The sequence below is a fragment of the Microcoleus sp. MON1_C5 genome (assembly GCF_036701875.1).
GTDB lineage: Bacteria > Cyanobacteriota > Cyanobacteriia > Cyanobacteriales > Microcoleaceae > Microcoleus.
The window spans coordinates 52,116-76,488 of sequence record NZ_JAUBRN010000033.1 but is presented as its reverse complement, the minus strand read 5'-3'; the positions used below and the strand labels follow the sequence as shown (position 1 = coordinate 76,488).

Sequence of the window (24,373 nt, the reverse complement as noted above, 5' to 3'; positions counted from 1 at the left end):
GTTTAACTGCTTATCAATCTATTCAACAAGCTCTCTCTATTGATGGCTCCATTTTTTCCCCTAGTTGAGCAATTACATTCTTTTTTGGTGCGACAAGCAGCAGTTCAAGAATTAGCACGGGGGTGGAAAGATCACCAGGAAACCTTACCTTGGCTCAAACAACTGGCTCAATCTGACGATAATTCTTTTGTGCGACAAACAGCAGTCCAAGAATTAGCACGGGGGTGGAAAGATCACCAGGAAATCTTACCTTGGCTCAAACAACTGGCTCAATCTGACGATAATTCTTTTGTGCGACGTGCAGCAGTCGAAGAATTAGCACGGGGGTGGAAAGATCACCAGGAAATCTTACCTTGGCTCAAACAACTGGCTCAATCTGACGATGATTCTTTTGTGCAAGCTGCAGCAGTCCAAGAATTAGCACGGGGGTGGAAAGATCACCCCGAAACCTTACCCCTACTCAAACAACGCGCTCAATCTGACGATAATTATTTTGTGCGACGTGCAGCAGTCCAAGAATTAGCACGGGGGTGGAAAGATGACCCGGAAACCTTACCTCTCCTCAAACAACGCGCTCAATCAGACGATGATTGGGCTGTGCGACTTGCAGCAGTCCAAGAATTAGCATGGGGGTGGAAAGATGAACCAGAGATATTTGAATGGTTGGGCGATATTGCTCTCAATTATCCTTTTGAACGCCTATACAAATCGCAAGATAACCCCCGGAAAACAGCACTTGAAATCCTGCTCAAGCAATACCCCTATCGCCCAAAAACTTTAGAAATACTTCGCGATCGATTGGCCAACGATCCAGATGAACAAGTCCGCCAGTTTGCCCAGAAAAAGTTGACCCAATTAGAGAAGCTGTGAAAGAAACACAAAAAGCAGAAAGAAAATATGACTGTAGCCACTAATATCTCCAAAGCTTATGCAGAAATAGTTGATTTTTTTGCAATCGCCACACTTCCCACAGCATTATAAACTTTCCACTCTCGGAGGAAGCAAAAGAGCATATCCTCTACCTAATTTATGCCCACAATAATCAAGGCTTGACCCGCGCTGGAAAAAGCAAATTAGATAACTATCTAGTGCTAGGACATCAGATGACTCTCATCCAACAACTCACAAACACGTCGTTAAAGATTTAGTTTTTTTATATCTCGTCAATTAGCGTCCAAACGATCGCCACTCCAGCCGCCAAAACCGATAAGAAGTGTTAAGTTAGTAGTTAGTTGTGTCGATCGCATAGAAAAAAAATGCCTGAACTACAAACCGATACATACCAAGACCTCGACCCGCAAGTCCTCTCAAAGCCCGTTGTTGTCGGTCTGGAAGAGGTAACAAAAGTTTACGGGATTGGCGACCTCGAAGTTCGCGCCTTAAACGGCGTCAGCTTGACCGTAAGACAAGGAGAATATTGCTCGATTATGGGCGCGTCGGGTTCCGGCAAATCTACAGCTATGAATATTATCGGCTGTCTCGATCGACCTACGACCGGCAGTTACTACTTAGACGGCGTAGATGTCGCCCAAATGCCCGAAGGAGAATTGGCGGGAATTCGCAATTTAAAATTAGGTTTTGTATTCCAACAATTTCACCTGTTGCCTCAATTGACCGCATTAGAAAATGTCATGTTACCGATGGTTTATGCCGGCATTCCCGCAGCAGAAAGACGCGAACGGGGAGTAGAGGCTTTAACAAAAGTAGGCCTGGAAAGTCGCCTGCAAAACAGACCCAATCAACTATCAGGAGGACAGCAGCAGCGGGTAGCCATCGCCAGGGCAATTGTCAACCGTCCCGTGTTGTTGCTGGCTGATGAACCTACAGGTGCATTGGATACAAAAACTACTCAAGAAGTAATGGATATTTTTACAGAATTCAATGAAAATGGCATGACTGTTGTTATGGTAACGCACGAACCGGAAGTGGCGCGCCAAACTCGTCGCGTTGTCTGGTTCCGCGACGGTAAAGTTATTCACAACAATCTCAATCCCGCAGAGCTTTCACACGCTGTATTTTAGTATAAGAGTCCGCGAAAAGCGAAAAGAAAATTGGGCGATTGAAATCGCTTCTAGATAAACGAAGTCTGCCTGCGCGGACTGAAGAATCAAGAGGGTACCAGTCCTATGCAAGAGGACTTTAGCTATTAGACAGGGGTTTTCAACCCCTGGCGGACTAATAGACACAACACCGGATATCTGCTTAATGAAAAGCACTGGGAAAAGCTTCCCAAACTCGATCGACAAAATCTCTAAGTTGCCGAGATGCGATCGCACCATCCTTTTTTTCAGCATCCAGAGAGTGCAACTCGGTCAATAGTGAAATTACCTCAGTATCTAAAGCCGCCCGAAACAAGCTCAGCGGCCAAAGCAAATCAGCACCATCTCGCAAATCGGATAAAGTGTATTCTGTCGGTGAATCCTTCCCCGACACCCATACAACTAACATCAAAGGGCGCACCCAACAAACTTGACGTGCCTCAACCACTTGGATCACCTCGGAATGCAGGCACGCATCTCCACATTCTAAACTGACAATTTGACCAGGCTTAAAGTTCAAAGCACAATCCATTAATGCTCACACTTAATACAGACATAACAAAGCAGCAAAATAAGTGCTGCATCTCTCCACAGCACCCGAAAACATTATATCATAATTCCTTCTTCCTTCTTCCCTCTTCCTTCTTCCTTCTTCCCTCTTCCTTCTTCCCTCTTCCTTCTTCCTTCTTCCCTCTTCCTTCTTCCTTCTTCCTTCTTCTCCTCAACTTTCATCAAGCTTTTTAAGATCCATTTCGAGCTGGGCACTCAACAATCGTGCTTCTTTTTTACCACCGCCACCATTGGCATAATCCGCCACGGAAATCGGAGAACCGATCGCAATTTTTACCTGACAACCCCATCGAGGAATGCGCGGGCGATAGCGGATACTCATCGGTACAATTTTTACCCCCAAACCCGGTTTGCTCAACTCTGCTTGCATTGCCAAACGCGCCAATCCCGGCTTAATCGGATGAACTTCGCCATCCTGAAAAATGCCGCCTTCGGGAAAAATCACCAACATTTCCTTGTCGAGGAGTAGTTCCACCCCATAACGGAGACTGCCAATTGCCGGATGCTTGAGATCCACAGGAAACCCTCCCAAATTTCTGATGAACCAACCTTGCAGTCCTTTCACTTCATCAGCAGTTACCATAAACCGCAAATCGCGTCCAGTCACCTTCTGTCCAGTTGAATAAGGCATCATCAGGGCATCCCACCGGGATCGGTGCGTAGGGGCTAAGATGACAGGCCCGTCTTTCGGCAAGTGCTCCTGTCCGGTGATCTCAATCTTGCCAAAATGAAACGGTAGGACAACATAGTGACCTAGCGGATAGAGCAAGGAGGTTAACCAAGGAGAAACGCGAGAGGTATTAGATGCTACCTTGGCAGGCATTGGCTTCACTAGAGATGATTTACTGGACTCAACGGCGATCGTGGCGGTGTGGGGCATAGCAATTAAGCTGCTTTCTCGATATCTCAAGTCTAAAGTAAGTGATTGGACAAATCTTTAGTTTTTGGGTCGGGACAGTTTTGCTATTGGCCTTGTACCGATCGAGCGATCGCGCCCGCAAGAGATAATCTCTAACAGGTAAAACCTCAGCCAACCGGACAGCACTAATACAAAGTAGTCGGCCGCCTGGAAAGCTCGATCGGGCAATTACGGATCTATTATTCCAGCTAAAGGGTCAAGTTCGATTAAACATCGCCCAGAAGAGAGTAAAAAATTTTACCTGTTAATTTTTCCGGCGTGTTTCAAACCAGGAAATCAACTGATCGCGGCAAACAGACTCCATAATACCGCCGAGCACCTCTAAGCGGTGAAACGAATGCGCGCTATCGGGAATATTAGCAGCAGTCCGAATCGTGCCAGTTTTCGGGTCATCTGCTCCGTATACCAGCAGGCCAATTCGAGCTTGGACGATCGCACCAGCGCACATCGGGCAAGGTTCCAGCGTTACGTAGAGCGTGCATTGGTTAAGATGCCAGTCTTGCAAAACTTTGCCGGCCGCGCGCAAAGCCAAGATTTCAGCGTGAGCAGTCGGATCGCAGTCTCGCTCTCGCCGATTTTGCGCTTCGGCAATCAATTTGCCAGTACCGTCAACAATGGCAGCACCCACGGGTACTTCACCGGCATCACCCGCTGCTTGTGCCAGCTCCACAGCCCTAGTCATCCAGCGTTTGTGAATAAAATAAGTAGTATCACTAATAGACAATGGCTCAGTTTTAGAATTCACGTCATACCTACGTAACACAAAAACTTAAGATCGAGAAAGAAAGTTACATTACAGCTTAATAGAAAGTCATTTTTAATTATGGACACCACCAGGATAACCACTGAAATTGTTGAGCTGTTGTGCCGCATTAGCCGACAAAAGCTGCGCGAACAAGATATCACTCCTTTGGTAGTGTTTGTGACTGCTCTAATTTCCATCCTGCGCGGAGTGATGATTATTGACAGGACGATCGCAGTTGAAGAAGAAGAACGGCTGCAAAAGACTCTCAAAGCCTTTGCCAGCGGCGACCGCGATCGGGTAGAACTAATTCAGCGCCTTGTCAAAGGAGTATCCAAACAGCAGGTTTACTTCAACCCCACGGAATTGCTAACCCTGACAGCTTTGTTCTCAGAATCAGAAAAACTGTTGCTTATCGGTTCCGGCTACGAAATGTCAGCGGCCGACGGACACATCGATATGCGCGAGCAAATGTACTTACAGTCGATCGCAAATCGGCTCGGCCTCGACTCCAGACACATTGCAGTCCTAGAAACTTTATTTACTAAAGAAGGAACCCTCGACTCACAAGCTTTTGCCGAAGTTCAAGCTTTACTCGATCCCAGCGAATTCGAGTCCCGCGATCCGGTATTTGGTAAAGCAGCAAAGCACTTGCTGAGTATTTTACTCCGCAATTGACATCCTCACCGCCCTAAAGGGAGGGTGATTCCCAAGAATCACTTCTTGAGTTTTCTGCTTCGTCCCGTGCCAGCTAGACTGACTTTACCACCAGTCCCCGCCGCATCCAGTCCACAGACAGTTTGTTTTACTTCCAGGCTATGCCCTAGCCCAGAAATTAGTTCCAACCCACGATTTCTAACCACCTGTGCCGCTGCCACATCACGCGATGCAGTAAAGAAACACACTGGACAAGAATGAATTCTTTCGTCTAGGCGCTTTTTGCCCGTATGCGTCCCACACTCAGGACATTGTTGTGATGTGTAGTCCTTGTCTACCTTGGCAAAGAAAACACCTCGTTTAAAGCACACCCATTGTAGTATGTTGACGAATTGACCGAATCCAGCATCGGCACTATGTTTACTCAACATTCCTCTGGCCCAAGAGCGAAAGTCGATGTCTTCAACAAATATCATCCCTACGCCGTCACTCATACGGTGGGCTAACTTAAAGTGCCAGTCTTTCCTGGTGTCAGTAATCTGTTGATGAATTCTGGCTATTTTTTGATTGAGCTTATGTCTGTTATTCGACCCCTTCTTCTTATGCTTTAATCTACGTTGCAGTAATTTCAACTCGCGTTGTAGAGTTTGCAGGAAGCGAGGTCTAGCAATTTGCTCGTTATCGCTAGTAGCTACAAATTTATCAAACCCTAAATCCAAACCTCGCGGATGACCGGATATGGGTGTATCTGGCACAGATACATTTAACTGTAATGACAACATGACAAAATATCCCGATGCCCGTCGTACAACCCTGGCTTGTTTAATTTCAAATCCCCCTGGGATTTGGCGTGACAAGCGCAAACGAATCCACCCTAGTTGAGGCAATTTCAGCAAACTTCCATTGATGGGATTTTTGCCCTATTGAGGAAACACAAACGATCGCATTCGGTATTTGTTCTTGAAGCGAGGGAAGCCTAGTTTCTTCGCTCTCATGTCCTCAAATGCCCTGTCCAGCGTTCTTAAGGCTTGTTGCAATACTTGCGAATGTACGCTCGTGAGGAGGGGAAATTGCTCTTTGGCAAGAGTCAATCGTTTAGCCTGAGTGTGGTAACTAGGGTATGGCTCGTCAGCCCTGAGTATGTACTCCTGTTCGATGGAACAAGCATTTACAGGCGACTTGCGGGAATTCAACCAGTCTTTGCGCTCCCGCAAAGCAAAGTTCCATACAGAACGACACACAGCGAATATCCGCTCCATAGTATCGACCTGTTCTGGAGTTGGTTCTAGTTTGAATTCCCACGTCATGTTTAGCATGAAATTATTTTACACGCTTACTGAGTATGTGTAAAACTGTCCTCCACTTCGTTGAAGGACGGGGTTTTAGACGCAAATTTTCGATAAATTTTGGCTCGGTAAAAGTCGTGAGAAGAGTTTGAGGATTTGGCGCTGTGTCCATTTGAGATGGGACTTGGGCGCTCTTACCCTCAAAAACCGGGTTGTTTAACCCCTACCAAGAGCCTTGCACGGCGTATGTTCGTAAAAAAAACTGGCTTTCTGCCTAAGTCCCGCTTTATTTTTTGGGCAAGAGTCGATCGACCCTTGTATCCCATTGAACCGAATGCCTCTAAAATCTAAAAGCGACTTGTCGCTACCTTAATGCACCCTGCTCGGTCTCAAATCTCAAATTGATTGATTATGCAAATTGAATGGCAAACCGCCAAAACCTACGAAGACATTCTCTATCACAAAAGCGGTGGCACCGCCAAAATTACCATCAATCGACCTCACAAACGGAACGCTTTCCGTCCCAAAACCGTGCAGGAACTGTGCGATGCCTTTACTGATGCCCGCGAAGACACAAAAATCGGCGTTGTCCTTTTCACAGGTGCGGGGCCTCATACAGACGGCAAATACGCCTTTTGCGCCGGTGGCGACCAAAGCGTGCGGGGTGCGGCGGGATATGTAGACGAAGGTGGCATACCCCGCTTGAACGTGCTCGACTTGCAGAAGTTGATTCGATCGATGCCCAAAGTGGTAATTGCTTTAGTTGCAGGCTACGCAATTGGAGGGGGTCACGTTCTGCACTTAATTTGCGACTTGACGATCGCTGCTGACAATGCTATTTTCGGACAGACAGGCCCCAAAGTCGGCAGTTTCGACGGTGGTTTCGGAGCTAGCTATCTCGCCAGAGTTGTAGGCCAGAAAAAAGCCAGAGAAATTTGGTTTTTGTGTCGCCAGTACAGCGCGCAGCAAGCCCTAGAAATGGGTTTAGTCAACTGCGTCGTGCCCGTGGAACAACTAGAACTAGAAGGGATTCAGTGGGCTGCGGAAATTCTCGAAAAAAGTCCGATCGCGATTCGCTGTTTGAAATCTGCTTTTAATGCCGACTGCGACGGTCAAGCCGGTTTGCAAGAACTGGCGGGAAATGCCACTTTGCTGTACTATATGACCGAGGAAGGCGCCGAAGGCAAACAAGCCTTTTTGGAAAAACGGCAACCTGATTTTAGTCAATATCCTTGGCTGCCATAGCTGGATGGAGAAATCAGTTTTTTTTATGCGCTCATATTAAAGTAGATGCTGCTGATTTTTATGAGTTAGTAAAGCCAAATGCACCCGATGTCCAAAAGTGTCAGTATTGATACCAGTTCCCAAAAAGAATGAAACTGCTTTGTCAGATCCAAACCATGATAACGATCAGTGATTTCCCAATCGAAAATCGAAAATGGTATGACCTATCCTGCTGCCGACTAACTAAACCGAGACTGCTGCTGCGGATTTTTCGGTTAACGTTGTGCATGTAAGCTGGCAGGCATGACGCTCGGAAAGAGTGACGGGGGCATCCTGCAGCATCAGAGTCGATTCTTGCCACATTCCAATTTCTTCTATGTTTTCCCAAGATGACCTAAAAGGCGAAACCGCTAAAGCACAAGCTTTCCAGTGACCTTGAACCGGCCCGCCTAGTAGAGCGCAAACACCCCCGCGTCTCCCCTCAGGGGTATAGTGCCTGCAGTGACGGCAAGCTGAAGTTAAAGGTGAAGTTAAGGAGGTTTGCATAAAAGTTCTTAGGGAAATCATTTTCATCTCTAATTCTCCCTTGCAGAGCTAGCCTGCCTGAGAGCCTCCCAGCCTTTATTCTGTCTGGCTTGTAGCGATCCCCGGAGCATAATTAAATTTTATAATTTATTTATAATCTCGTTATATATAGAAACAATTAGCTCTGTCGTTGCTCATTGTATAGGTAAAAACAAAGGTTAAAACTTTATAAAGCCGTCAGGGATCAAGAAAAAGTACAAATGTGCAACGACTATGAGACGTTATAAATAAGCGGTAGCTCAGGATACAAAAAGCTGCTGAGAGTTTCGGTAAGCTGCCCCCGGGACACACCAACAATTAAGTCTTAAAATGAAAATGAAAAGATAACCGCAGGCGATCGCTCCCCTGTTGCATTGAAGCCAAAAGTAGCTAATCATAAAATAGGCAAGTTTTCAAGCTTCTTGTTTATCTCTACAATCAAAACATTAAAATTAATTCAGAGGCGGTAGGAGTTTTGCTAATGAGTAAGCGTTCTTCGGTTGAATCCCCAAATCATCAATCCTCTTCAACCCCAATCAAGCCTGCTTTGCAAGCAGTCCTGGGGAGTCTAGATGTAAACCTAGAAGCAGAACTGACAACATACAGAAGGCACAGGAGGCGCGCCGAACAGTGGGTGTCGCCCTCAGTTCGTACCGGCAAGCAAACAGCCACAACCGAGCAACAGCTAGCCCAAAATTTGGCGCCGAAGACTGCGGAGGAAACCCAGCAGCCGCTATCGCTGCCCCTATCCCTTGCCGGCACTCAGGGCGATGCCCCGCTAGCAACTACCAGGGGTGGGACAAAATTATCTAGCAGTGCCTTGGCACCCAATAATTATCTCGAATCAAGCGAAAAACTGATCGAAAGTTTGGACGAGTCAAAAGCTGAGCCTACGGTAGAACGCAGTTTAGCCGCCAGTTTGTTAACTCCCTTGGGACTGAGTTCGATGCTGCTGTTTTTGCTGTCATGCACAGCTTTGGGCTACGCAGTCATGTACCCGTCAAATCTGGTTAAGATGGCAGGCCTGAGCCGTTTCCTCGATCGCACCTCACCCTCTTCAAGCGACAGTCCCGCCTCTACTTCCATCTCAGATACCAGCACCAAGGAACTGCCGAAAGCTCCAAATCTGGTATCCAAGGAATTTGTGGAGCTAGATTTGAGCACTCTCAGCAATGTCAAGCCGACAGTCAGCCCGATTCCTTCCCCGTCACCAAAAGCATCAATCCCGCCAACCCCGCCAGCGCCTCCGGGCCCCAGCGGGGTTGTGCCGATTCCTACAGAAGACGGCAACCCCCCCAGAGGCAGGGAACAAGGACTCAACAATCTGAGTACGGCTTTGCTTCCCACTCCCAGCCCTAGCGCCGCCCAGCCTGTGCCGGCACTGCCAACACTGCCTCCAACACCCTCCCCAGCCCAGCCTGCCGCCACATCTCCGGCGACAGCATCCCCAGCCGCAGCATCCCCGGCGACAGCATCCCCAGCCGCAGCATCCCCAGCCGCAGCATCTCCCCTGGGAAGGCCTGCACGTGCGGCAGACGGTTTCTATTACGTTGTCACCGATTACACCGACGAAAAATCGCTGCAGCAAGCCAGAAAAGCAGTTCCCGATGCCTACGTGCGGAACTTCTCAAAGGGTGTCAAGATCCAAATGGGGGCTTTGAACGATGCTGCCTCAGCAGAACGTTTGGTGAAAGAACTCCAAGAAAAAGGGGTGAAGCCACAATACTATCAGCCATAAATTAGGCAAAGACAATTAAACTGATGATCGGGGAGTAGGTTGGGCCCGAGGCACGAACCCTCCGTTTCGCTTCACCCAACAATTGCTCAGTTTTGATGGGTAATGCTCGCGCCCTACCCATCCTAAAAATAATCATGACGACCTAACTTTGAGGGAATTAAAAATTCAAAATTCAAAATTAAAAAGACGATTGATGAGTTTTCATTTTTAGTTTTGAATTCTGATTTCTCTGTGTTAATTCTAAAGTTGAAAATCGGGAGACTGGCAAAATGGGATTATTCGATCGCCTATGGCGAGTGATTCGAGCCAATATTAACAGTTTGGTCGGGGCTGCAGAAGACCCAGAAAAAATTCTGGAACAGGCTGTAATGGATATGCAGGAAGATTTAGTGCAGCTCAGACAAGCTGTGGCAGGAGCGATTGCAGCTCAAAAACGCACTGAACGCCAGTGCTCCCAAGCTGAGTCTACAGCAGCAGAATGGCATCAGCGGGCGCAGCTAGCTTTGCAAAAAGGCGAGGAAAATTTGGCGCGGGAAGCTCTGACGCGCAAGAAATCTTATCAAGAAACGGCAACGGCGATGAAAGCCAGTCTCGGACAACAGAACGTTGTTGTGACTAAACTAAAAGAAAATATGCGGGCGCTCGAAAGTAAAATTTCCGAGGCAAAATCTAAAAAAGATATGTACATTGCCCGAGCTCGATCGGCCGCATCGTCGGAAAGGCTTCAAGAAATGATGGGCAATCTCAGTACCGGCAGCGCTTTGAGCGCGTTTGAACGGATGGAAGAGAAAGTCATGGAGCTAGAAGCTCGCTCCGAAGCAATCGCAGAACTCGGAACTAATGATTTAGAAAAGAAGTTTCTCTCTCTCGAAGGTGCCGACGATGTGGATACCGAGTTGGCGGCGATGAAAGCACAAATGCTTCCGGGCAAGAATACACCCAAATTGCCGTCGAGCGAGCCGCCCGCATCCTGAACCCCAGACAACAGAACAAGAGTCGGGACGAGCAAAAACTTCTCAACAGCCTAGCTAGAGATGGCTCGAAGCCTGTTGGGGAATTCCCGGATCGACGTTAAACTCAATAGATAGGTGCATGAATAAGCTTGCCTGCATCACATTACTCGATCGCTTTAAACTGGATTTATCTGTCTGCAAAAATTGCCAAAAACTAAATCGCACTAAAAATCTGACAAGAGTGAATTTCACAACTGCGGGCTAGGGCTATCAAGCCTGCTTTCCGCCTACTTCGTACACCTCACCCAGGAAAAATAGCATTATGGGATTATTTGACCGCATTAGCCGAGTCGTCAAAGCCAATCTTAACGATCTGGTCAACAAAGCTGAAGACCCGGAAAAGATTTTAGAACAGTCCGTTACGGATATGCAGGAAGACTTGGTGCAGTTGCGTCAGGCCGTTGCCAGCGCGATCGCCACTCAAAAGCGTACCCAGACTCAGTACAATCAAGCTGAATCTCAGTCTAACCAGTGGCAGCAGCGCGCTCAGCTAGCCCTGCAAAAAGGAGACGAGACTTTGGCCCGGGAAGCGCTGGTTCGCAAAAAGTCTCACGCTGAAACGGCGGCTACGCTGAAAGCCAGCCTGGATCAGCAATCGGCTCAGGTGGAAAGTCTCAAGCGCAACTTGATCGGTTTGGAGAGCAAAATTTCCGAAGCTAAGACTAAGAAGGATATGCTCAAGGCGAGGATATCCGCTGCCAAGGCTCAGGAACAGCTCAACAATACCATTGGCACATTGAATACTGGCAGTTCAATGGCAGCTTTCGATCGCATGGAAGAAAAAGTTTTGCAGATTGAAGCTCGCGCGGGAGCTTCGGCAGAATTGGCCGCCGGCGGCAGCAATTTAGAGGAACAGTTCCGCTTGCTCGAAAGCGGCGGTGATGTTGACGACGAGTTGGCTCAGATGAAAGCTCAACTGACCGGGGGTTCTGTGTCTCAAGGTCAATTGCCGGCAGCGGGTAAAACGGCAGCAGCTAGTAGCTCGGAGTCGAGCCAGGTGATTGACGCTGAGTTGGAAGAATTGCGATCGCAGCTCAATAAAATGTAGTAATCTCTATCCAAATTTACCTATTTCTCAGATCGCAGGTTTGATAGAATGCTCCGCCGACCTACAGGGCTAGCTTGGGAGGTCGGAGTTTTTTTAAGTAATGGTCAAGTACACAAAATAGGATTTCTGTCAACTATCTTTATATTGATTTAAGGAATTAACTATTTAAAAAGTGATAAAGTAATTTTATTCCTTGCAAGAGGGCTAGCTTGGGAGGTCGCAGTGTTTTTAGCAATTGTCAGTTACACAAAATAGAAGTGCTGTCAACTATCTTTATATTGACTTAAGGAATTAACTATTTAAAAAGTGATAAAGTAATTTTATTCCTTGCAGTTGCGTCGGCTTCGCCCGATCGTAACTGTAAATAACTATCAAATATGGCTAATCTGTCATGCCCGTGCACTTTTCTAGAGGCTTTTGTAAAATCAAGTTTTTCAAGGCATTAGCACTTGGTTTTTCAATTGCAGCTATTTGCCCCGCACTGCTATCAGCTCTAAGTGTTGGCGAGTCGATGGTTGGTACCGACTCAGGGGTGCAAGCGCCAATTTTGCATGATAATTTACCGTCTCAATTAAAACTAAATCAAGAAACAGCAGACGATCGCGATCGGCTTCGTGATTTATACTCGGGTTCAGAATCAGATAGAGGCAGTAAAGAGCAAGAAAATAGCATCCCGGAGCTCGATCAAACGACGCAAAGTGAGGCCCCAGAAACTCTCCCTCAATTGCCGAACCGAGGAGAAAACAGACAAGAATTTCCCATTCCCAACCCGCGGCCGCCAAATCCGGCTCCCCTCCCATAACCCGCGCGGCCAGCGCCCTTGCTTTCATGCGAACAGCTTTTGCCGCCTGCTTTTCCCGCGCCGGCACAGCCAGCAGAATTGCTAAGATTCCGGGTACGATAAAAGTCGATCGATGGCGGAAGTAGTTGGCAGTTGATTTACCGCGAGCCGATCGTGCAAAATCCGAGAAGAGAAATCGCGATCGCGCTGTCGCCGGGAGCAGATAATCGGCGTAGAACTCGGGTTGCGGCGCTGAGGCTGTTTCAGGATTTTACTCAGAGGGGAGAGAGAGATGTCTTGGCGGCGCGATCGCAGTTCTGTCTCGGAATGGCAGCATTTGGCGCTACCGTGAGCAGGAACGACGCTGACCGTTAATTTTTGAGGGCGGGGTTGCAGTACGTGCGGTTGTTGGCTCGTGAGACGCTGCTGCAGGTGCGATCGGATGTGGCATTGGTTCGGGCCGAGCTTTTGGCGATCGAACAATTCGGTATAAGAGGCTCAGACACATTGCGGGGCTACCGTCAGGATGCTTTCCTGGCAGATAGCGGGATTTTTGATTCAGTTGAGTTGCGGTATCCGAAAACAAGGAGTTTTGCAGGTGACGCCGTTTGTGGATTTTGGCAATGTTTGGAATCCCAGGGAAAGCGCGGTTTTGGAAGCGAATCTTTGCTGTCAGCGGGATTGCGGCTGCGGTGACTGTACCGCGAAAGGTGGAATGCTCGCGGAGGCTGGGGAATTCCTTTGATTGATATTAAGTCGAGCAACAGGAGTTTACAAGAGCGCGGGCTATATTTTTCTGTATAATTCAAACCTTTTTAGGAAAGCAGTCGTTTTGCCCTTGGCGGAACTGATCACTTCCGCTATATAGTAATAAGTATCATTTGGCACTCCTCTGTAGATGCCAAGAGTGCATTTTACTGATAATCTTTAAATTAAACTATGTCTAAGGTGCGGTTGCTGCTTTTAAGTTCTTTTGCTTCCGGTTTTGGGCTTTGCTCAATCATTTTGGCGATGTTTACGATGACTTCAAGGTTGTCGTTTACGTCTTTTTTTACCTTTGTTTTAACTTTAGTTTTTTTTGTAATTAATCTAATTTTTGTTTTGCATTATTATACATCAATTACTAAGCAATTGAGTGTTAAAGGTAAAAGAAAAGCGAGAATTTAGCGGTTTTGAAGCAGAAGCGGAAAAAGGCATGGAGAGTTTTTTATGTAATTTGAATGGAATCCAGGAAAATGCCTGTGGGTTAGGAAAACTATCTAGCTGTAAGCCATAATTATTTAAAGTCTAATTATTTATGAGGTGCGGTGAGGAAAAACTCTAGACATCTCCGAAAACAACCGAAGCCTCTGTGTATTTAAGCTCAAGGCCGTAAATGCAATCATCCTAAATTAGCTAGTATGTACGATAAAACCAGACTTTGAGATATTTATTGTTGATAATTAGACCAAAATATTGAGAGATCTATTGAGTTAAACTAACCCTTACTTAACGTTATTTTAACACTTATTCACCTCTCCAGTGCTAGCGGCTAATATTCCTTCCCGCCGACCCAAAAGCCAATAGGTCATCATTTCTCCTCTTCCCTTGACCTCGATCGTACCCCTTGGCTCTAGTAAATATTTATTCTGTAATTTGAGATAAGTCGCATCGGTGACTTGAATGTATCCCGGTTTGCCGTGGGATTCCATCCTTGAGGCGATATTCACCGCATCACCCCAGAGGTCATAGATAAATTTCTTAATCCCAATTACTCCCGCAATTACAGGACCCGTATTAATCCCGATCCGAATTTGTAGAGATTCCCCAAAAATATTCTTCACGTTTTCCATATAGGCTTGCATATCCAACGCCATGTTGGCGATCGCTTCGCAATGATCCGGTCGAGAAGCGGGTAAACCACCAACTACCATGTAGGCATCCCCAATGGTTTTAATTTTCTCTAAGCCATACTTTTCAGTGAGTTGATCGAAGGCAGAGAAAATTTGGTTCAAACCTGCTACCAATTGCAACGGCTCTATCCGTGCCGAGATACTGGTAAAACCTACGATATCCGCAAACAAAATCGTGGCTTCTTCAAAATGTTCAGCAGGGGATTCATTAGTCCGCATGAGGCGATCGGCAATTTCCGCAGGTAAGATATTCAAAAGTAATTGTTCTGACTTTTCTTTTTCTTGGCGCAGTTCTCCAGTTCTTTGCTCCACTCTAGCTTCCAACTCTTCATTGGCCAAATGGAGGGCATCTAGAGAATCCTTCAGTTGTTTGGTCATGGCGTTAAAAACGTTGGCTAATTTGCCAAGTTCAATGATCGAACTAACCTCCACTTGTTGGTTGAGATTGCCCTCAGCAATCGCTTCCGAAGCAGTGGTGATCCGCTCCACAGGACGGATAATCCGGCGAGCGGTCAGGATACCCAACAAAATTGCCATAATCAAAGTGGCTAAACAGAGCAGGATTGTAGTCTGAGTATTGGCATTAATCTGATTCATAAAGTCTGCTTCTGGAATAGTCACCACCACCAACCAGTCAATACCTTTACTATCTCGAAAAGGAGCGACTTGGACGAAATAATTTTTACCATCGACGGTAAACTTCAGTTGATGAGATGCTTGGATATTTTGAAAATCATGAAACTGCTCTAGCAAAGCTTGACTTGCTTTTTGGGTGATGGCATTGCTACTATTGACAACGTTGAGTCGTTCAACTCGTTGCTCTGGCAGTTCGACAACCTTTTCTGGGTAATTTTTAAAGGGCTTTTCTTCTGTAGAGGTGGCAATCATTTCTCCAGAACGTTCCAGAATAAAACTTTGCCCAGTTTTACCGATTTTGAGCTTGCTTAAAAAATCCCCAAACATTACCAGATTTAAGCTTGTCATCCAGACTCCTTGGAGATCTCCTGTCTTCTTGGTATATATGGGTTTGCCAGCCGCAATGTATAGGAATTCACCTGTAATGTGGGGATACACTGTTCCCCAAACAGCTTGCTTTTTCTGGACTGGAATTTTATAGTAGGGGCGTTTGCGGGGGTCCCAGTTAGGTTTCCCGGCGTTGGTAATTTCCCGGCGTTCCCCCTCTGGACTGCTGGTATAGGTAGTCAAAGTGTGGTTATTTTCTACCTCCGAAGCACGGATGACGAGCGCGCCATCCTCCTGCCGCTCAGCCCCAAAAAACTCCTGATTGGCGTTAACAAAAACTGTGGCAGCAACATGGGGAAAGGCTGGGAGTTGTTTCCATAGAAACTTCTCTACATCTCTCCCATTATTAAGATCGATGCGGTTTTGGCTCAGAGTTGCATCATAGCTTTCAAAGGTTTGAAAGGGAATAGCAACCAGATAAGTTAGATTTTCCTGGATGCGATCGCTAATATCATTCCGCAACTGAGTAGCTACATCATTTACTGCTTTTTGACCGTTTCTATAGGAAAGATAACCAACAACAGCCACTGCTCCAACTGTTTGGACAACAAATGGAACAATTAGCATTATTTGTAGGGAAATTTTTGTGAAAAGTCTAGGTGATAAGGGCATCCTTGATTTACCAAGCATAGTGACTTCTCCCGAAATTGATACCTAGCATAAGTTAATAGGAATTTAATTTGCATGCGCCTACAGCCTACACCTCATACCCCACAAGCCTTTCGACAATTTCAATAGGCAATTTATTGCTCTTGTGTCACTCTGATGGGAGTATAATAGCCGACAATGACCCCAACTCAGTTGCTGTCTATGGATGAAGCCCGCCCATCTCTACCCACCATCAATTTTATTGATGAATATTGTGCCTCCTGGGGGGGTGACAAACCGCCGGAAACCCATAGTTAGTAAGGATTGAGTTAACTGGTGGTAAAAAAAAATAGGCAGCAGAATTGTTACACGCTTGCTTATCCAAAAAAATAATGATACGAAGATTCTACCAGACTCATTTACAAAAATACCTGACGCCATCTCAGTTTTTTGTGATGAAAACCTTGCTATCCTTGATGCAATCTGAAAAACAAGTGAGATGAGATCGGCTCCCCCGAGTATTTCCCTGTCTAATTACAGCCGAAAGTCGGCGTCGTAAATTACAAAAATTTTTAGATTTACGGAACTTAACGCTCGAATTAATTTGGTTCCCATTAATTACTTATTGGTTGAGCACTTATTGCCGTGTTGGTCAAAGCTTATCAATCGCAAGCGAGCGCAGTCAATGGGTGTATTAATCTCTTCATGGTTAGTTAGCTTAATCTGGAAGCGAAGAGCAATTCCATTATACTGGTCATTGTTGCCCAATTTGGGCAGCAGCAACTTCGAGGAACAAACTACAAATCTACGGCAAGTTTTACCATTATTTTCAGAAGATAAAGTCATCGTTTTAGGAAACCGGGAATTTTGCGAGTTCGACTTAGGAAACTGGCTGAAGGAAAAGGGTGTGTCTTTTGGTTTAATTAAGACTCAAGAGGAATCATTGTATCGAAATAGAACATTTAGTTTGGCAGCGGTTAGATGAATTAGAAATCATGCTGTGGAACCTCTTGATATTTTCAATGTAAAAGAGTGAGAAAAACTAAACCGGCAACTGGATTTGATGTTGCTTGTAAGTGGAAAAGAAACTCTGGGACATGGTAGGTAGATGAAGCGTGGTTTATTCTCACAGGTTTAGGGTCATTGCCGACAGCGATTCCCTGCGGGATAGCTTCGCTTCACGATGCTTACAAGCAACGGATGAGGATTGAAGAAATGTTTCGAGATTGTCAAACAGGAGGCTACGATATGGAAAGAACTAGCTTAAAATGGAACCGATTGATTAACATAATTCTGCTCGTGACACTCGCCTACAGTTTGGCAATATTTGAAGGCATTGAACTTCGGAAAAAGCAGGTAGAAAAATATGTATTTCGGCGTCAATAACATAAAAAAAATATCGAAGACGGAGTACATTTGGTGTTGGCGCCAAATGGAGAAAAGTGGGTTAATTATCTCGAACAATATTCTTTGGAGGTGGAACAGTTAATCAAGTTAACTCGAAATAAACGCCGCTTTTATCAACAAGGTATGCGGGCTGCAACCCTGATTCGATCTATCTCCTAAGCCTCTTTGTCGCCCCCCCAGGGGTTTTCAACCTCGATTCTCCATCCTGTCGCACAGAATCCATTTTGGCTCCTGAATTCTGGATTCTTCTGTAAACTGATAGCGATCGTCACCCTAATTGGAGTGGCTGGAAGTTAGGCGTTTGAGTGCGAATTTCCTAATGGTAGTGCTGGCATTAATGACTATGGCACTGCGCTGTGGTTGACGGGAATGTTGATGAGCACGATCGCCTCTGATTAGTTTCCGAAAACAGCCCAAGGGCAGGTGCTTTGTTTTTTCCTGGCGTTGTGTGCGATCGGCGTATGTGGTTATTTGACAGCAGCGCTGACCACATTTTTTGTGAGTCAGGATGCTGAGAGCGATCGAGCAGAAATAGCGGCTACACAATCAATTCAAGCTGTGGAAACAGAAATTACTGCACTGCCAAGGTTCAAGCCTGCTTGACGAAAAGGTTTAGACCTGTGAATTGCTGACCTTGGATTTGAGCATGAAGTCGATCGCTCTCGATGCGATACTAGAGAAACGATGATGTCTGTCCAATTATAGATAACCTTTTACTCTAAACTATTCCAACCGAGAGATGATATTTAAAATTTTGAATTTTACTATAAAACTACCCTCTAGCCACTCCAATAAAAAGCCTTTAAAAGGATGGTAAAAACAAGCCAAATAAATTCATGATAGGGAATCAAAAAAACTCGATTCAGGATAAATCCCATATTTAACTGTTCAAATTCTTAACAGTTATTCTAGGGTTCAGTGGCTAATTATCTCTCACTTTGAGCCACTGTGGATAATTAAATCAATGTCATCTCCACTTCTGACTTGCATTTAATTCGAGTTTTTTATGATCCTTGTCCTCTAAAGCTTGTAGTATCGTTCCCAACAAGGCTCGCAGTATTGAAGGTTAACCTGGTTCTATTTATTAGATTGACACGAGAAACTCATGGAAAACACATTGTTCGATCGCACATTCCGGGACAGCGAAGGCCAAATTGTTATAGCTCAGATGCCCAATCTACCACTGAGTGTCGGGATTGTAGCTACTTTATTAACGCTCATTGTTACAACAGGTCAAATTAATTCAGGGTTGCAGATACTAGCCTTTGGCTCTTTGTTTACTTGGGCTTGGGAAGAATTATTCCAAGGCGTTAATTACTTTCGTAGAGCATTAGGTCTGATTGCACTTGTTGGTCTAATTGCGTGGAAACTTCAATAATTAGGTAAGCATAAATCAAATCAATAAGGTATAGCAAAACCTTTAATCAGGCGGATGAGGAACGGTGGAGAGGTTGACAGGCTGTAATGGACAATCCAAAAATTAACACCAATCGGATGTGGGAACACCTGAACAATTCTCAACTCATTCGCTACCTGCTACTATTGACGGTTGGCTGGGCGATCGTGCAGGCGTTAGCATATTTTGAAAGGGTTCTGATTGTTTTTATTTTTGCAGCTATTCTCGCCTTTCTGCTGAACCCTCCCGTCACATTTGTATCTCATTTCATCCCTCGTTGGGTAGGGGTAGTGCTGGTGTTTTTACTGGCCTTTTAGCTTCTAGGTGGGTTAAGGGCAAAGTAAGGATTAGCTACCCTTTCCCAAGCACAGCATTTATTAGAACAGGCTCCTCAATTTTTAGTCTAGGCGATCGCACTGTTGGAAACACTTCAATCCTTTCTGCTAAAGCGCAATATTACGCTCGATTTCAGCACCTTTGAGGCACAACTGCGCGAACAAGTTCTCGGCATCATTGGCATGGGTTTTTCCACAGTGCAAAATCTGTTATTCAATTTGCTAGATGTGATTGTGATTGCGGTGGTTAGCTTCTTTAGGCTGCTAGATGGTAGACGACTAGGGAATCTGATCGTGAGGCTCTTTCCACCCGGCTTACGCGATGATTTGACCAGGGCAATTCAAAAGAACTTTCTGGGTTTCTTTTGGGGTCGGTTGCTGTTATCAATCTTCTTCGGCATCTCTACCTTTGTGGTGTTTATTTTTCGGGATATTCCTATGCACTGGTTAGGGCTGCAGTCGCAGGCGCATTTGACCTGATTCCCGGTATTGGCGCAACGATTGGGATTAGCCTAATCTGCCTGATTATTCTGCCTCAAAGAATTCTGCTCAGTTTGAAAGTTTGAGTGGGTTGCATTGTTTTACAGCAGGTTGAAGAAAACTTACTCATGCCCCGTATTATATTATGCAAGGCTCCATTAATATAAATCCAGTCATTATGTTCTTTGCGCTATTAGTGGGGGCGCGAGTCGCTGGATTGGTCGGGGTTTTTCTGTCGCTCCCGATCGCGGGCGCGGTGATCGGCATCCTGGATATTGATGAAATGCGTGGGGAAAAGACAGAACAACCTTCTGGTTGATGTTGAAGCTAGTTGGCTTGAGGTTTCGGTTAAAATATTTTGTTTTAAATCTCTGGGAGAGCAATTATGAAAGGTTTAAAAGGAAAAAACGCACTAATTACTGGAGCGAGTTCAGGCATTGGGCAGGCGATCGCCATTCGTCTCGCTCAAGAAGGTTGCAACATTGCCGTTAACTATCGCAAAAGCTTAGAAGAGGCAGAAGATACTGAAGAAATAGCTCTGCAAAAAGCCTGTGGACAAGCATCGGAATGCGGGGTTGAAACGCTATTAGTTCAGGGAGATGTCTCCAAAGAAGACGACATCCTTCGTATGGTGAATAGTGTCATTGATAAATTTGGTAGTCTGGATATCCTGATTAATAATGCTGGGATTCAAACAGAAAGCGCCTCCCATGAAGTGCCAACCGATGAATTCGATCGCGTAATTGGCGTCAATTTGCGAGGTGCATATCTCTGTGCGCGGGAAACCATTAAGCATCTGTTAGAGCAGCAGCGCTCTGGGGTGATTATCAATATTTCGAGTGTGCATGAAATCATTCCCCGCCCGATGTATATCAGCTATTCCATCAGCAAAGGCGGCATGGGAAATCTGACTAAAACCCTAGCGTTGGAATACGCAAACCGAGGCATCCGCGTCAATGCTATTGCGCCCGGTGCGACGATTACACCGATTAATGAAAGCTGGACGGACAATCCAGAACAAAAGGCAGTGGTTGAAAGCCATATCCGAATGGGGCGGGCAGGCACATCGGAGGAAATGGCTGCAGCAGCGGCATTTCTGGCATCAGATGAAGCGGCTTACATTACGGGACAAACGCTCTATATTGATGGTGGATTGACCCTCTATGCTGACTTTCGCGAATCTTGGTCTGCCTAAATTAACTGGGAGAAACTATGGGGAGGAAATAGGCGATCGCTGTCATTTTACCTAAACAAGGATTTTTTTGGGCGATCGCTTTCTTTACTCACCGGACACTAGACTAAACCGCATTAAGGTCTCAGGCAGATATGATTGAACGTGGCAGCCAGGAAGGCATTGCGGACGAGTTAGACCGCAAAGATGTCAAGTAGTGGTATCTTGCTGCGTAACAATCAAATAATTCATTGGGGCGATGAACTTGACAGAGAAAAATCCTCGATCGCGCTGACGTGACTGCGCTCCAAAAATCAATAGTTTCTGCTATTAATGTAAGTCATGAAATTAATTAATTATTTTAACATCTTATTCGGATTTTGGAGCTATTTTCGGGGCGGATTTTTCCTAGTTTGACCCTTTTTTTGTGGGCATAAAATGGTATTTACCAGCGCCAAGACGCTGTGAGCTATAGATGCCAGCATCACCTGAAAAAAGGTAGCTCATCACACAAGCGATCGCCACAAACACCCCAGATTCTAGTCCAAAAAGTTCAATTCCCATTAAAGTTGCAGCGATCGGGGTATTGGCAGCGCCACCAAAGACTCCCACAAATCCCATTCCTGCCAATAAAGGTGCTGGTAATCCCAAGATTAATGACAAAGCATTGCCTAATGTTGCGCCAATAAAAAATAGAGGAGTAACTTCACCGCCCTTAAAACCAGCCCCTAATGTCAACGCCGTTAAACCTATTTTTGCCGCAAAATCCCAAGGCGGTAACTGAGTGTAAAACGCATCGACAATGGTAGGAATACCAAGACCGATATACTTAGTTGAGCCGATCGCCCAAACAGTCAAGGCGACAATAACACCGCCGATTGCCGGACGTAAAGGAGGGTAGGATATCTGGGCTTTAAAGAAGTGGCTAATTTGATGAGTTAGTTTCGCAAAAATCATCGCTACAATGCCGAAAATTATGCCAGCTATAATTGCATAAACTAGCCCCATTGGAGTTATCATTGGTACAAGCGGAGCGTGGCGGTATGCGGTGTGATGCAACCCCAGATTTAAGGTAATGCGATCGCCCACCACTGCTGCAACTAAACAGGGAAAAAGAGCATTATGGTTAATCGTACCAATCGCTAAAACCTCTAAACCAAAGATAGTTCCAGCTAAGGGAGTTCCAAAAACCGAAGCAAATCCTCCACTAATCCCCGCCATTAATAAAGTTCGGCGCTCCCTGGGTTTAAAGTGGAATATTTTAGTCAACTGATCGGCAAGGGATGCCGCAATTTGTAGGGCTGTCCCTTCCCGACCTGCTGAACCTCCAAATAAATGGGTTAAATCTGTCCCTAACAGCACCATAGGAGCCATTCGTAAGGGAATAATGCTTTGGGGATGATGAATCTCTTCGAGTAAAAGATTATTTCCGGCTTCTACTTTTTTGCCATATTTATGATAAATCCAACCGCTGAAGAATCCACCTAGGGGTAGTAAGGCGATCGCCCATAAATGAGATTCTCGCCAATTGGTTGCCCATTCTAAAGATGCGAGGAGAGCGGCGGAACCAAGGCCGGAAAGCATACCAACGATACAAGAAATAATGAACCACTTGCTGAGTTGCAGAATGACTGTGAACTGCTCAATTTGAGGGAGACTTTTCATAAGGAATGATTCTTTTGGATAAATTTAGGCTCGTTGCGATCGAGCCTAAATCTGCGTTAATTACGGCCTTGTTTATGAACCGCAGAGGGCGCAGAGGACGCAGAGAGGGGAGAAGAGTATCAAGGGGATATAAAACCCATATTTGGGATTACTTGTAACTAGATTCCACCAAGATGACAGGAATAGGACTGGTTTCTAAGACGGCTTGAGAAACCGAACCTACTAGCACTTCTTCCCAAGGTTGATGCCCTCGTTTTCCGATCGCAATATATGTCACTTGCCGAGCTTGCGCCACGCGGATAATCTCCTCTGGAACTGTACCCGAAAGACTCAGGAACTCATGGCGAATATCTGATAATATTCGTTGTGCTTGTTGTTGTAATAGTAAGTTGGTGCTTTTATCCCCCAGATTATCTACATACAAAACAATCACATCTCCATCACTGCGCCGAGCTAAGTCTGCGGTCTTAGTTAAAACATCTGTTGTTAGAGGGGAAGCGTCTACTGCTGCGAGAAAAACTGGACGACCGGAAATAGCTACTTTGGTCGGGTCAACTTCGCCTTTTTCTAATAGTTTGGGAGCAAAGGTAGGAATTGCCCAAGCACCCAAGGGAGCGGTTACTAAAATTGAGAGAGCTGCGATCGCCAAAATCGTCTCGCCACCAGCAATGCCCTGAGCTAGGGGAATCGCCCCTATCGCCGCCTGTACCGTTGCCTTAGCGGAATTTCCTGCTAGCAAAAACAGCCGTTCTTTCCCAGTCCAATTACTACCTAAAGTGGAAAGATACCAACCGAGCGATCGCCCAATTAGAGTCCCGATCGCCAACACCAACAGACCAACCAGCAATGTATTTCCTAAGACATTAAGTTGAATACTGGCTCCCAGCAGCACAAACAAAATAATTTCCGCGATCGTCCACAAACTGTCAAAGCCACCCCGCAATCTTCGTGCTAAAGGCGCATCGAACTCAATCAGGAAAAACCCCGCCGCCATGACAGCCAAATAGCCAGAGAAAACCGGAATATGTTCGGCTGATACTACCAGCCCTAGGGCAAAGCCAGCAGCCACTAGGGAGTCCTGAACCGCAGTTTGAGTCCAGTTTTGCTTGACTAATAGTGACACCAAAATTCGAGCAGTCACCCATCCCAACAGCACCCCCAAGCTAATTTGGATGAGGATTTGAAATGGCAGCAATTGCAGAGGGCTGAGGGTGATTCCTAGTAAGGTAATGGCTGTAGCTTTCCCTTGGGACAGAAATGCTAGCAGTAGGCTAAACACCAGCAAAAGCAATACATCTGACAAGGCACTTCCAGTCAGAATCGCATCGGGAATTCCTTTTTTTACTCCCCAACCTAGACTTTTTAACCGCAGCATTCCGGGAACAATTACTGCTGGAGATTCCGCGCCAATGATGCAGCCTAGCAGTAGCCCCGTCAAAAAATCAAACTGAAGTAGCCACATCGCGGCGACAGCAATAGAGATAGCCTCGCAAGCTGCAGGCAGAAAGCCTAATCGCAGCGCCACGGTTCCCTGTTGGGATAGCTTTTCGCGATCGAGTCCTAACCCCGCCTTCATCAAAATCACCATCACGGCAATGGTGCGAAGGGAATTCGCAGCGCCCAAAACCTCTGGGCTAATGACATTCCCCAGTTGCGGGCCTAATAAAATGCCCACCAGCACCATACCTACGAGTGCTGGAGCTTTCAGCCGTCGAGCAATCTGCCCGACAAAAAAGCCCATTAATAAAATCCAGATAATACTTTCTAACATCACGCCACCTTGAAGCTGAATCGATGAAGGTGACTTGTAGGGGAAAGATCGATCGAGGCATCCG

The 24,373-nt window shown here is 45.9% G+C and carries 28 protein-coding genes; 15 read left to right on the top strand and 13 right to left on the bottom strand.

From position 1 onward, the window contains the following. The first annotated feature begins 42 nt into the window (after positions 1–42). Both QUA71_RS17405 and QUA71_RS17400 read left to right on the top strand, forming a co-directional pair. Positions 43–870, top strand: coding sequence for a HEAT repeat domain-containing protein (locus QUA71_RS17405; RefSeq protein ID WP_333286820.1), 828 nt, complete (start codon positions 43–45; stop codon positions 868–870). A 386-nt stretch (positions 871–1,256) separates the two neighbouring features. Continuing rightward, positions 1,257–2,021, top strand: a complete 765-nt coding sequence (locus tag QUA71_RS17400) for an ABC transporter ATP-binding protein (RefSeq protein ID WP_333286818.1) — start codon at positions 1,257–1,259, stop codon at positions 2,019–2,021. A gap of 181 nt (positions 2,022–2,202) precedes the next feature. On the opposite strand, the gene QUA71_RS17395 is transcribed toward QUA71_RS17400, so the two are convergent. The 4 genes from QUA71_RS17395 to tadA all read right to left on the bottom strand — a co-directional run bounded on the left by QUA71_RS17395 (position 2,203) and on the right by tadA (position 4,273). After that, a complete protein-coding gene (locus QUA71_RS17395; protein WP_333286816.1) occupies positions 2,203–2,571 on the bottom strand; it encodes a hypothetical protein in 369 nt (122 codons plus the stop codon). Positions 2,572–2,645: 74 nt separating this feature from the next. Beyond that, positions 2,646–2,771, bottom strand: coding sequence for a hypothetical protein (locus tag QUA71_RS17390; RefSeq protein WP_333286814.1), 126 nt, complete (start codon positions 2,769–2,771; stop codon positions 2,646–2,648). Next, positions 2,761–3,489 (bottom strand): lysophospholipid acyltransferase family protein, encoded by a 729-nt coding sequence (locus tag QUA71_RS17385; RefSeq protein ID WP_333286812.1) that lies wholly within the window; start codon positions 3,487–3,489, stop codon positions 2,761–2,763. Before QUA71_RS17385 ends, QUA71_RS17390 begins: the two co-directional genes overlap by 11 nt. A 283-nt stretch (positions 3,490–3,772) precedes the next feature. After that, positions 3,773–4,273 (bottom strand): tRNA adenosine(34) deaminase TadA, encoded by a 501-nt coding sequence (gene tadA, locus QUA71_RS17380; protein WP_333286810.1) that lies wholly within the window; start codon positions 4,271–4,273, stop codon positions 3,773–3,775. A 78-nt stretch (positions 4,274–4,351) separates the two neighbouring features. On the opposite strand from tadA, the gene QUA71_RS17375 reads away from it, so the two are divergent. Then, positions 4,352–4,948, top strand: coding sequence for a TerB family tellurite resistance protein (locus tag QUA71_RS17375; RefSeq protein ID WP_333286808.1), 597 nt, complete (start codon positions 4,352–4,354; stop codon positions 4,946–4,948). A gap of 38 nt (positions 4,949–4,986) precedes the next feature. Here QUA71_RS17375 and QUA71_RS17370 read toward each other — a convergent pair whose 3' ends face one another. Next, positions 4,987–5,784 carry a transposase gene (locus QUA71_RS17370; RefSeq protein ID WP_333286806.1) on the bottom strand — a complete coding sequence of 266 codons (798 nt, stop codon included), beginning with the start codon at positions 5,782–5,784 and terminating at the stop codon, positions 4,987–4,989. A gap of 63 nt (positions 5,785–5,847) precedes the next feature. Continuing rightward, a complete protein-coding gene (locus QUA71_RS17365) occupies positions 5,848–6,243 on the bottom strand; it encodes a transposase (RefSeq protein WP_333286804.1) in 396 nt (131 codons plus the stop codon). Positions 6,244–6,624: 381 nt separating this feature from the next. Here QUA71_RS17365 and menB point away from each other — a divergent pair, with 381 nt between their 5' ends. Then, a complete protein-coding gene (gene menB / locus QUA71_RS17360) occupies positions 6,625–7,458 on the top strand; it encodes a 1,4-dihydroxy-2-naphthoyl-CoA synthase (protein WP_333059275.1) in 834 nt (277 codons plus the stop codon). 222 nt (positions 7,459–7,680) lie between these two features. Here menB and QUA71_RS17355 read toward each other — a convergent pair whose 3' ends face one another. Continuing rightward, positions 7,681–7,983, bottom strand: a complete 303-nt coding sequence (locus tag QUA71_RS17355) for a hypothetical protein (RefSeq protein WP_445243794.1) — start codon at positions 7,981–7,983, stop codon at positions 7,681–7,683. 499 nt (positions 7,984–8,482) lie between these two features. Between QUA71_RS17355 and QUA71_RS17350 the strand changes: the two genes are divergently transcribed. Further along, entirely contained in the window at positions 8,483–9,739 is a 1,257-nt protein-coding gene (locus tag QUA71_RS17350; RefSeq protein ID WP_333286799.1) for a hypothetical protein, read from the top strand. Between the two features lie 269 nt (positions 9,740–10,008). After that, entirely contained in the window at positions 10,009–10,713 is a 705-nt protein-coding gene (locus tag QUA71_RS17345) for a PspA/IM30 family protein (RefSeq protein WP_333286797.1), read from the top strand. A 54-nt stretch (positions 10,714–10,767) separates the two neighbouring features. On the opposite strand, the gene QUA71_RS17340 is transcribed toward QUA71_RS17345, so the two are convergent. Further along, a complete protein-coding gene (locus QUA71_RS17340; RefSeq protein ID WP_333069845.1) occupies positions 10,768–10,944 on the bottom strand; it encodes a hypothetical protein in 177 nt (58 codons plus the stop codon). A 70-nt stretch (positions 10,945–11,014) separates the two neighbouring features. Between QUA71_RS17340 and QUA71_RS17335 the strand changes: the two genes are divergently transcribed. Continuing rightward, positions 11,015–11,800 (top strand): PspA/IM30 family protein, encoded by a 786-nt coding sequence (locus QUA71_RS17335; protein ID WP_190663796.1) that lies wholly within the window; start codon positions 11,015–11,017, stop codon positions 11,798–11,800. A gap of 467 nt (positions 11,801–12,267) precedes the next feature. Here the strand turns inward: QUA71_RS17335 and QUA71_RS17330 are convergent, their stop codons facing one another. Beyond that, the gene (locus QUA71_RS17330; protein WP_333286795.1) at positions 12,268–12,669 is read right to left on the bottom strand and encodes a hypothetical protein; all 402 of its coding nucleotides are present in this window, start codon (positions 12,667–12,669) and stop codon (positions 12,268–12,270) included. Positions 12,670–12,683: 14 nt separating this feature from the next. Further along, complete coding sequence (locus QUA71_RS17325; protein WP_333286793.1) at positions 12,684–13,064, bottom strand: hypothetical protein; 381 nt, start codon at positions 13,062–13,064, stop codon at positions 12,684–12,686. Positions 13,065–13,107: 43 nt separating this feature from the next. On the opposite strand from QUA71_RS17325, the gene QUA71_RS17320 reads away from it, so the two are divergent. Continuing rightward, a complete protein-coding gene (locus QUA71_RS17320; protein WP_333286791.1) occupies positions 13,108–13,326 on the top strand; it encodes a hypothetical protein in 219 nt (72 codons plus the stop codon). Positions 13,327–14,080: 754 nt separating this feature from the next. Here the strand turns inward: QUA71_RS17320 and QUA71_RS17315 are convergent. After that, on the bottom strand, positions 14,081–16,063 hold the full coding sequence (locus tag QUA71_RS17315; protein WP_333286789.1) for an adenylate/guanylate cyclase domain-containing protein: 1,983 nt from the start codon (positions 16,061–16,063) through the stop codon (positions 14,081–14,083). Between the two features lie 1,164 nt (positions 16,064–17,227). Between QUA71_RS17315 and QUA71_RS17310 the strand changes: the two genes are divergently transcribed. The 7 genes from QUA71_RS17310 to QUA71_RS17280 all read left to right on the top strand — a co-directional run bounded on the left by QUA71_RS17310 (position 17,228) and on the right by QUA71_RS17280 (position 20,897). Beyond that, positions 17,228–17,470 (top strand): hypothetical protein, encoded by a 243-nt coding sequence (locus QUA71_RS17310; RefSeq protein ID WP_333286788.1) that lies wholly within the window; start codon positions 17,228–17,230, stop codon positions 17,468–17,470. Between the two features lie 444 nt (positions 17,471–17,914). Continuing rightward, positions 17,915–18,094, top strand: coding sequence for a hypothetical protein (locus QUA71_RS17305; protein WP_333286786.1), 180 nt, complete (start codon positions 17,915–17,917; stop codon positions 18,092–18,094). A gap of 502 nt (positions 18,095–18,596) precedes the next feature. After that, positions 18,597–18,869, top strand: coding sequence for a hypothetical protein (locus tag QUA71_RS17300; RefSeq protein ID WP_333286784.1), 273 nt, complete (start codon positions 18,597–18,599; stop codon positions 18,867–18,869). Between the two features lie 86 nt (positions 18,870–18,955). Further along, positions 18,956–19,204 (top strand): hypothetical protein, encoded by a 249-nt coding sequence (locus QUA71_RS17295; RefSeq protein ID WP_333286782.1) that lies wholly within the window; start codon positions 18,956–18,958, stop codon positions 19,202–19,204. 102 nt (positions 19,205–19,306) lie between these two features. Further along, positions 19,307–19,702 carry an AI-2E family transporter gene (locus tag QUA71_RS17290; RefSeq protein WP_333286780.1) on the top strand — a complete coding sequence of 132 codons (396 nt, stop codon included), beginning with the start codon at positions 19,307–19,309 and terminating at the stop codon, positions 19,700–19,702. 178 nt (positions 19,703–19,880) lie between these two features. After that, positions 19,881–20,021, top strand: a complete 141-nt coding sequence (locus QUA71_RS17285; RefSeq protein WP_333286778.1) for a hypothetical protein — start codon at positions 19,881–19,883, stop codon at positions 20,019–20,021. Positions 20,022–20,087: 66 nt separating this feature from the next. Next, positions 20,088–20,897, top strand: a complete 810-nt coding sequence (locus QUA71_RS17280; RefSeq protein ID WP_333286776.1) for a glucose 1-dehydrogenase — start codon at positions 20,088–20,090, stop codon at positions 20,895–20,897. 384 nt (positions 20,898–21,281) lie between these two features. On the opposite strand, the gene QUA71_RS17275 is transcribed toward QUA71_RS17280, so the two are convergent. Both QUA71_RS17275 and QUA71_RS17270 read right to left on the bottom strand, forming a co-directional pair. Beyond that, entirely contained in the window at positions 21,282–22,538 is a 1,257-nt protein-coding gene (locus QUA71_RS17275; protein ID WP_333286774.1) for a voltage-gated chloride channel family protein, read from the bottom strand. Positions 22,539–22,686: 148 nt separating this feature from the next. Beyond that, positions 22,687–24,309, bottom strand: coding sequence for a cation:proton antiporter (locus QUA71_RS17270; RefSeq protein WP_333286772.1), 1,623 nt, complete (start codon positions 24,307–24,309; stop codon positions 22,687–22,689). Positions 24,310–24,373: the final 64 nt, after the last annotated feature.

What these genes read in the sequence shown, in the direction of transcription:
- QUA71_RS17335 (WP_190663796.1), top strand. Translation starts at nt 11,015, where the DNA reads ATGGGATTATTTGACCGCATTAGCCGAGTCGTCAAAGCCAATCTTAAC.
- QUA71_RS17345 (WP_333286797.1), top strand. Translation starts at nt 10,009, where the DNA reads ATGGGATTATTCGATCGCCTATGGCGAGTGATTCGAGCCAATATTAAC.
- QUA71_RS17400 (WP_333286818.1), top strand. Translation starts at nt 1,257, where the DNA reads ATGCCTGAACTACAAACCGATACATACCAAGACCTCGACCCGCAAGTC.
- QUA71_RS17385 (WP_333286812.1), bottom strand. Translation starts at nt 3,489, where the DNA reads ATGCCCCACACCGCCACGATCGCCGTTGAGTCCAGTAAATCATCTCTA.
- QUA71_RS17315 (WP_333286789.1), bottom strand. Translation starts at nt 16,063, where the DNA reads ATGCTAATTGTTCCATTTGTTGTCCAAACAGTTGGAGCAGTGGCTGTT.
- QUA71_RS17270 (WP_333286772.1), bottom strand. Translation starts at nt 24,309, where the DNA reads ATGTTAGAAAGTATTATCTGGATTTTATTAATGGGCTTTTTTGTCGGG.
- QUA71_RS17355 (WP_445243794.1), bottom strand. Translation starts at nt 7,983, where the DNA reads ATGCAAACCTCCTTAACTTCACCTTTAACTTCAGCTTGCCGTCACTGC.
- menB (WP_333059275.1), top strand. Translation starts at nt 6,625, where the DNA reads ATGCAAATTGAATGGCAAACCGCCAAAACCTACGAAGACATTCTCTAT.
- QUA71_RS17395 (WP_333286816.1), bottom strand. Translation starts at nt 2,571, where the DNA reads ATGGATTGTGCTTTGAACTTTAAGCCTGGTCAAATTGTCAGTTTAGAA.
- QUA71_RS17375 (WP_333286808.1), top strand. Translation starts at nt 4,352, where the DNA reads ATGGACACCACCAGGATAACCACTGAAATTGTTGAGCTGTTGTGCCGC.
- QUA71_RS17285 (WP_333286778.1), top strand. Translation starts at nt 19,881, where the DNA reads ATGTTCTTTGCGCTATTAGTGGGGGCGCGAGTCGCTGGATTGGTCGGG.
- QUA71_RS17405 (WP_333286820.1), top strand. Translation starts at nt 43, where the DNA reads ATGGCTCCATTTTTTCCCCTAGTTGAGCAATTACATTCTTTTTTGGTG.
- QUA71_RS17295 (WP_333286782.1), top strand. Translation starts at nt 18,956, where the DNA reads ATGGACAATCCAAAAATTAACACCAATCGGATGTGGGAACACCTGAAC.
- QUA71_RS17320 (WP_333286791.1), top strand. Translation starts at nt 13,108, where the DNA reads ATGCTTTCCTGGCAGATAGCGGGATTTTTGATTCAGTTGAGTTGCGGT.
- QUA71_RS17300 (WP_333286784.1), top strand. Translation starts at nt 18,597, where the DNA reads ATGGAAAACACATTGTTCGATCGCACATTCCGGGACAGCGAAGGCCAA.
- QUA71_RS17280 (WP_333286776.1), top strand. Translation starts at nt 20,088, where the DNA reads ATGAAAGGTTTAAAAGGAAAAAACGCACTAATTACTGGAGCGAGTTCA.
- QUA71_RS17365 (WP_333286804.1), bottom strand. Translation starts at nt 6,243, where the DNA reads ATGCTAAACATGACGTGGGAATTCAAACTAGAACCAACTCCAGAACAG.
- QUA71_RS17390 (WP_333286814.1), bottom strand. Translation starts at nt 2,771, where the DNA reads ATGAAAGTTGAGGAGAAGAAGGAAGAAGGAAGAAGGAAGAGGGAAGAA.
- QUA71_RS17275 (WP_333286774.1), bottom strand. Translation starts at nt 22,538, where the DNA reads ATGAAAAGTCTCCCTCAAATTGAGCAGTTCACAGTCATTCTGCAACTC.
- QUA71_RS17350 (WP_333286799.1), top strand. Translation starts at nt 8,483, where the DNA reads ATGAGTAAGCGTTCTTCGGTTGAATCCCCAAATCATCAATCCTCTTCA.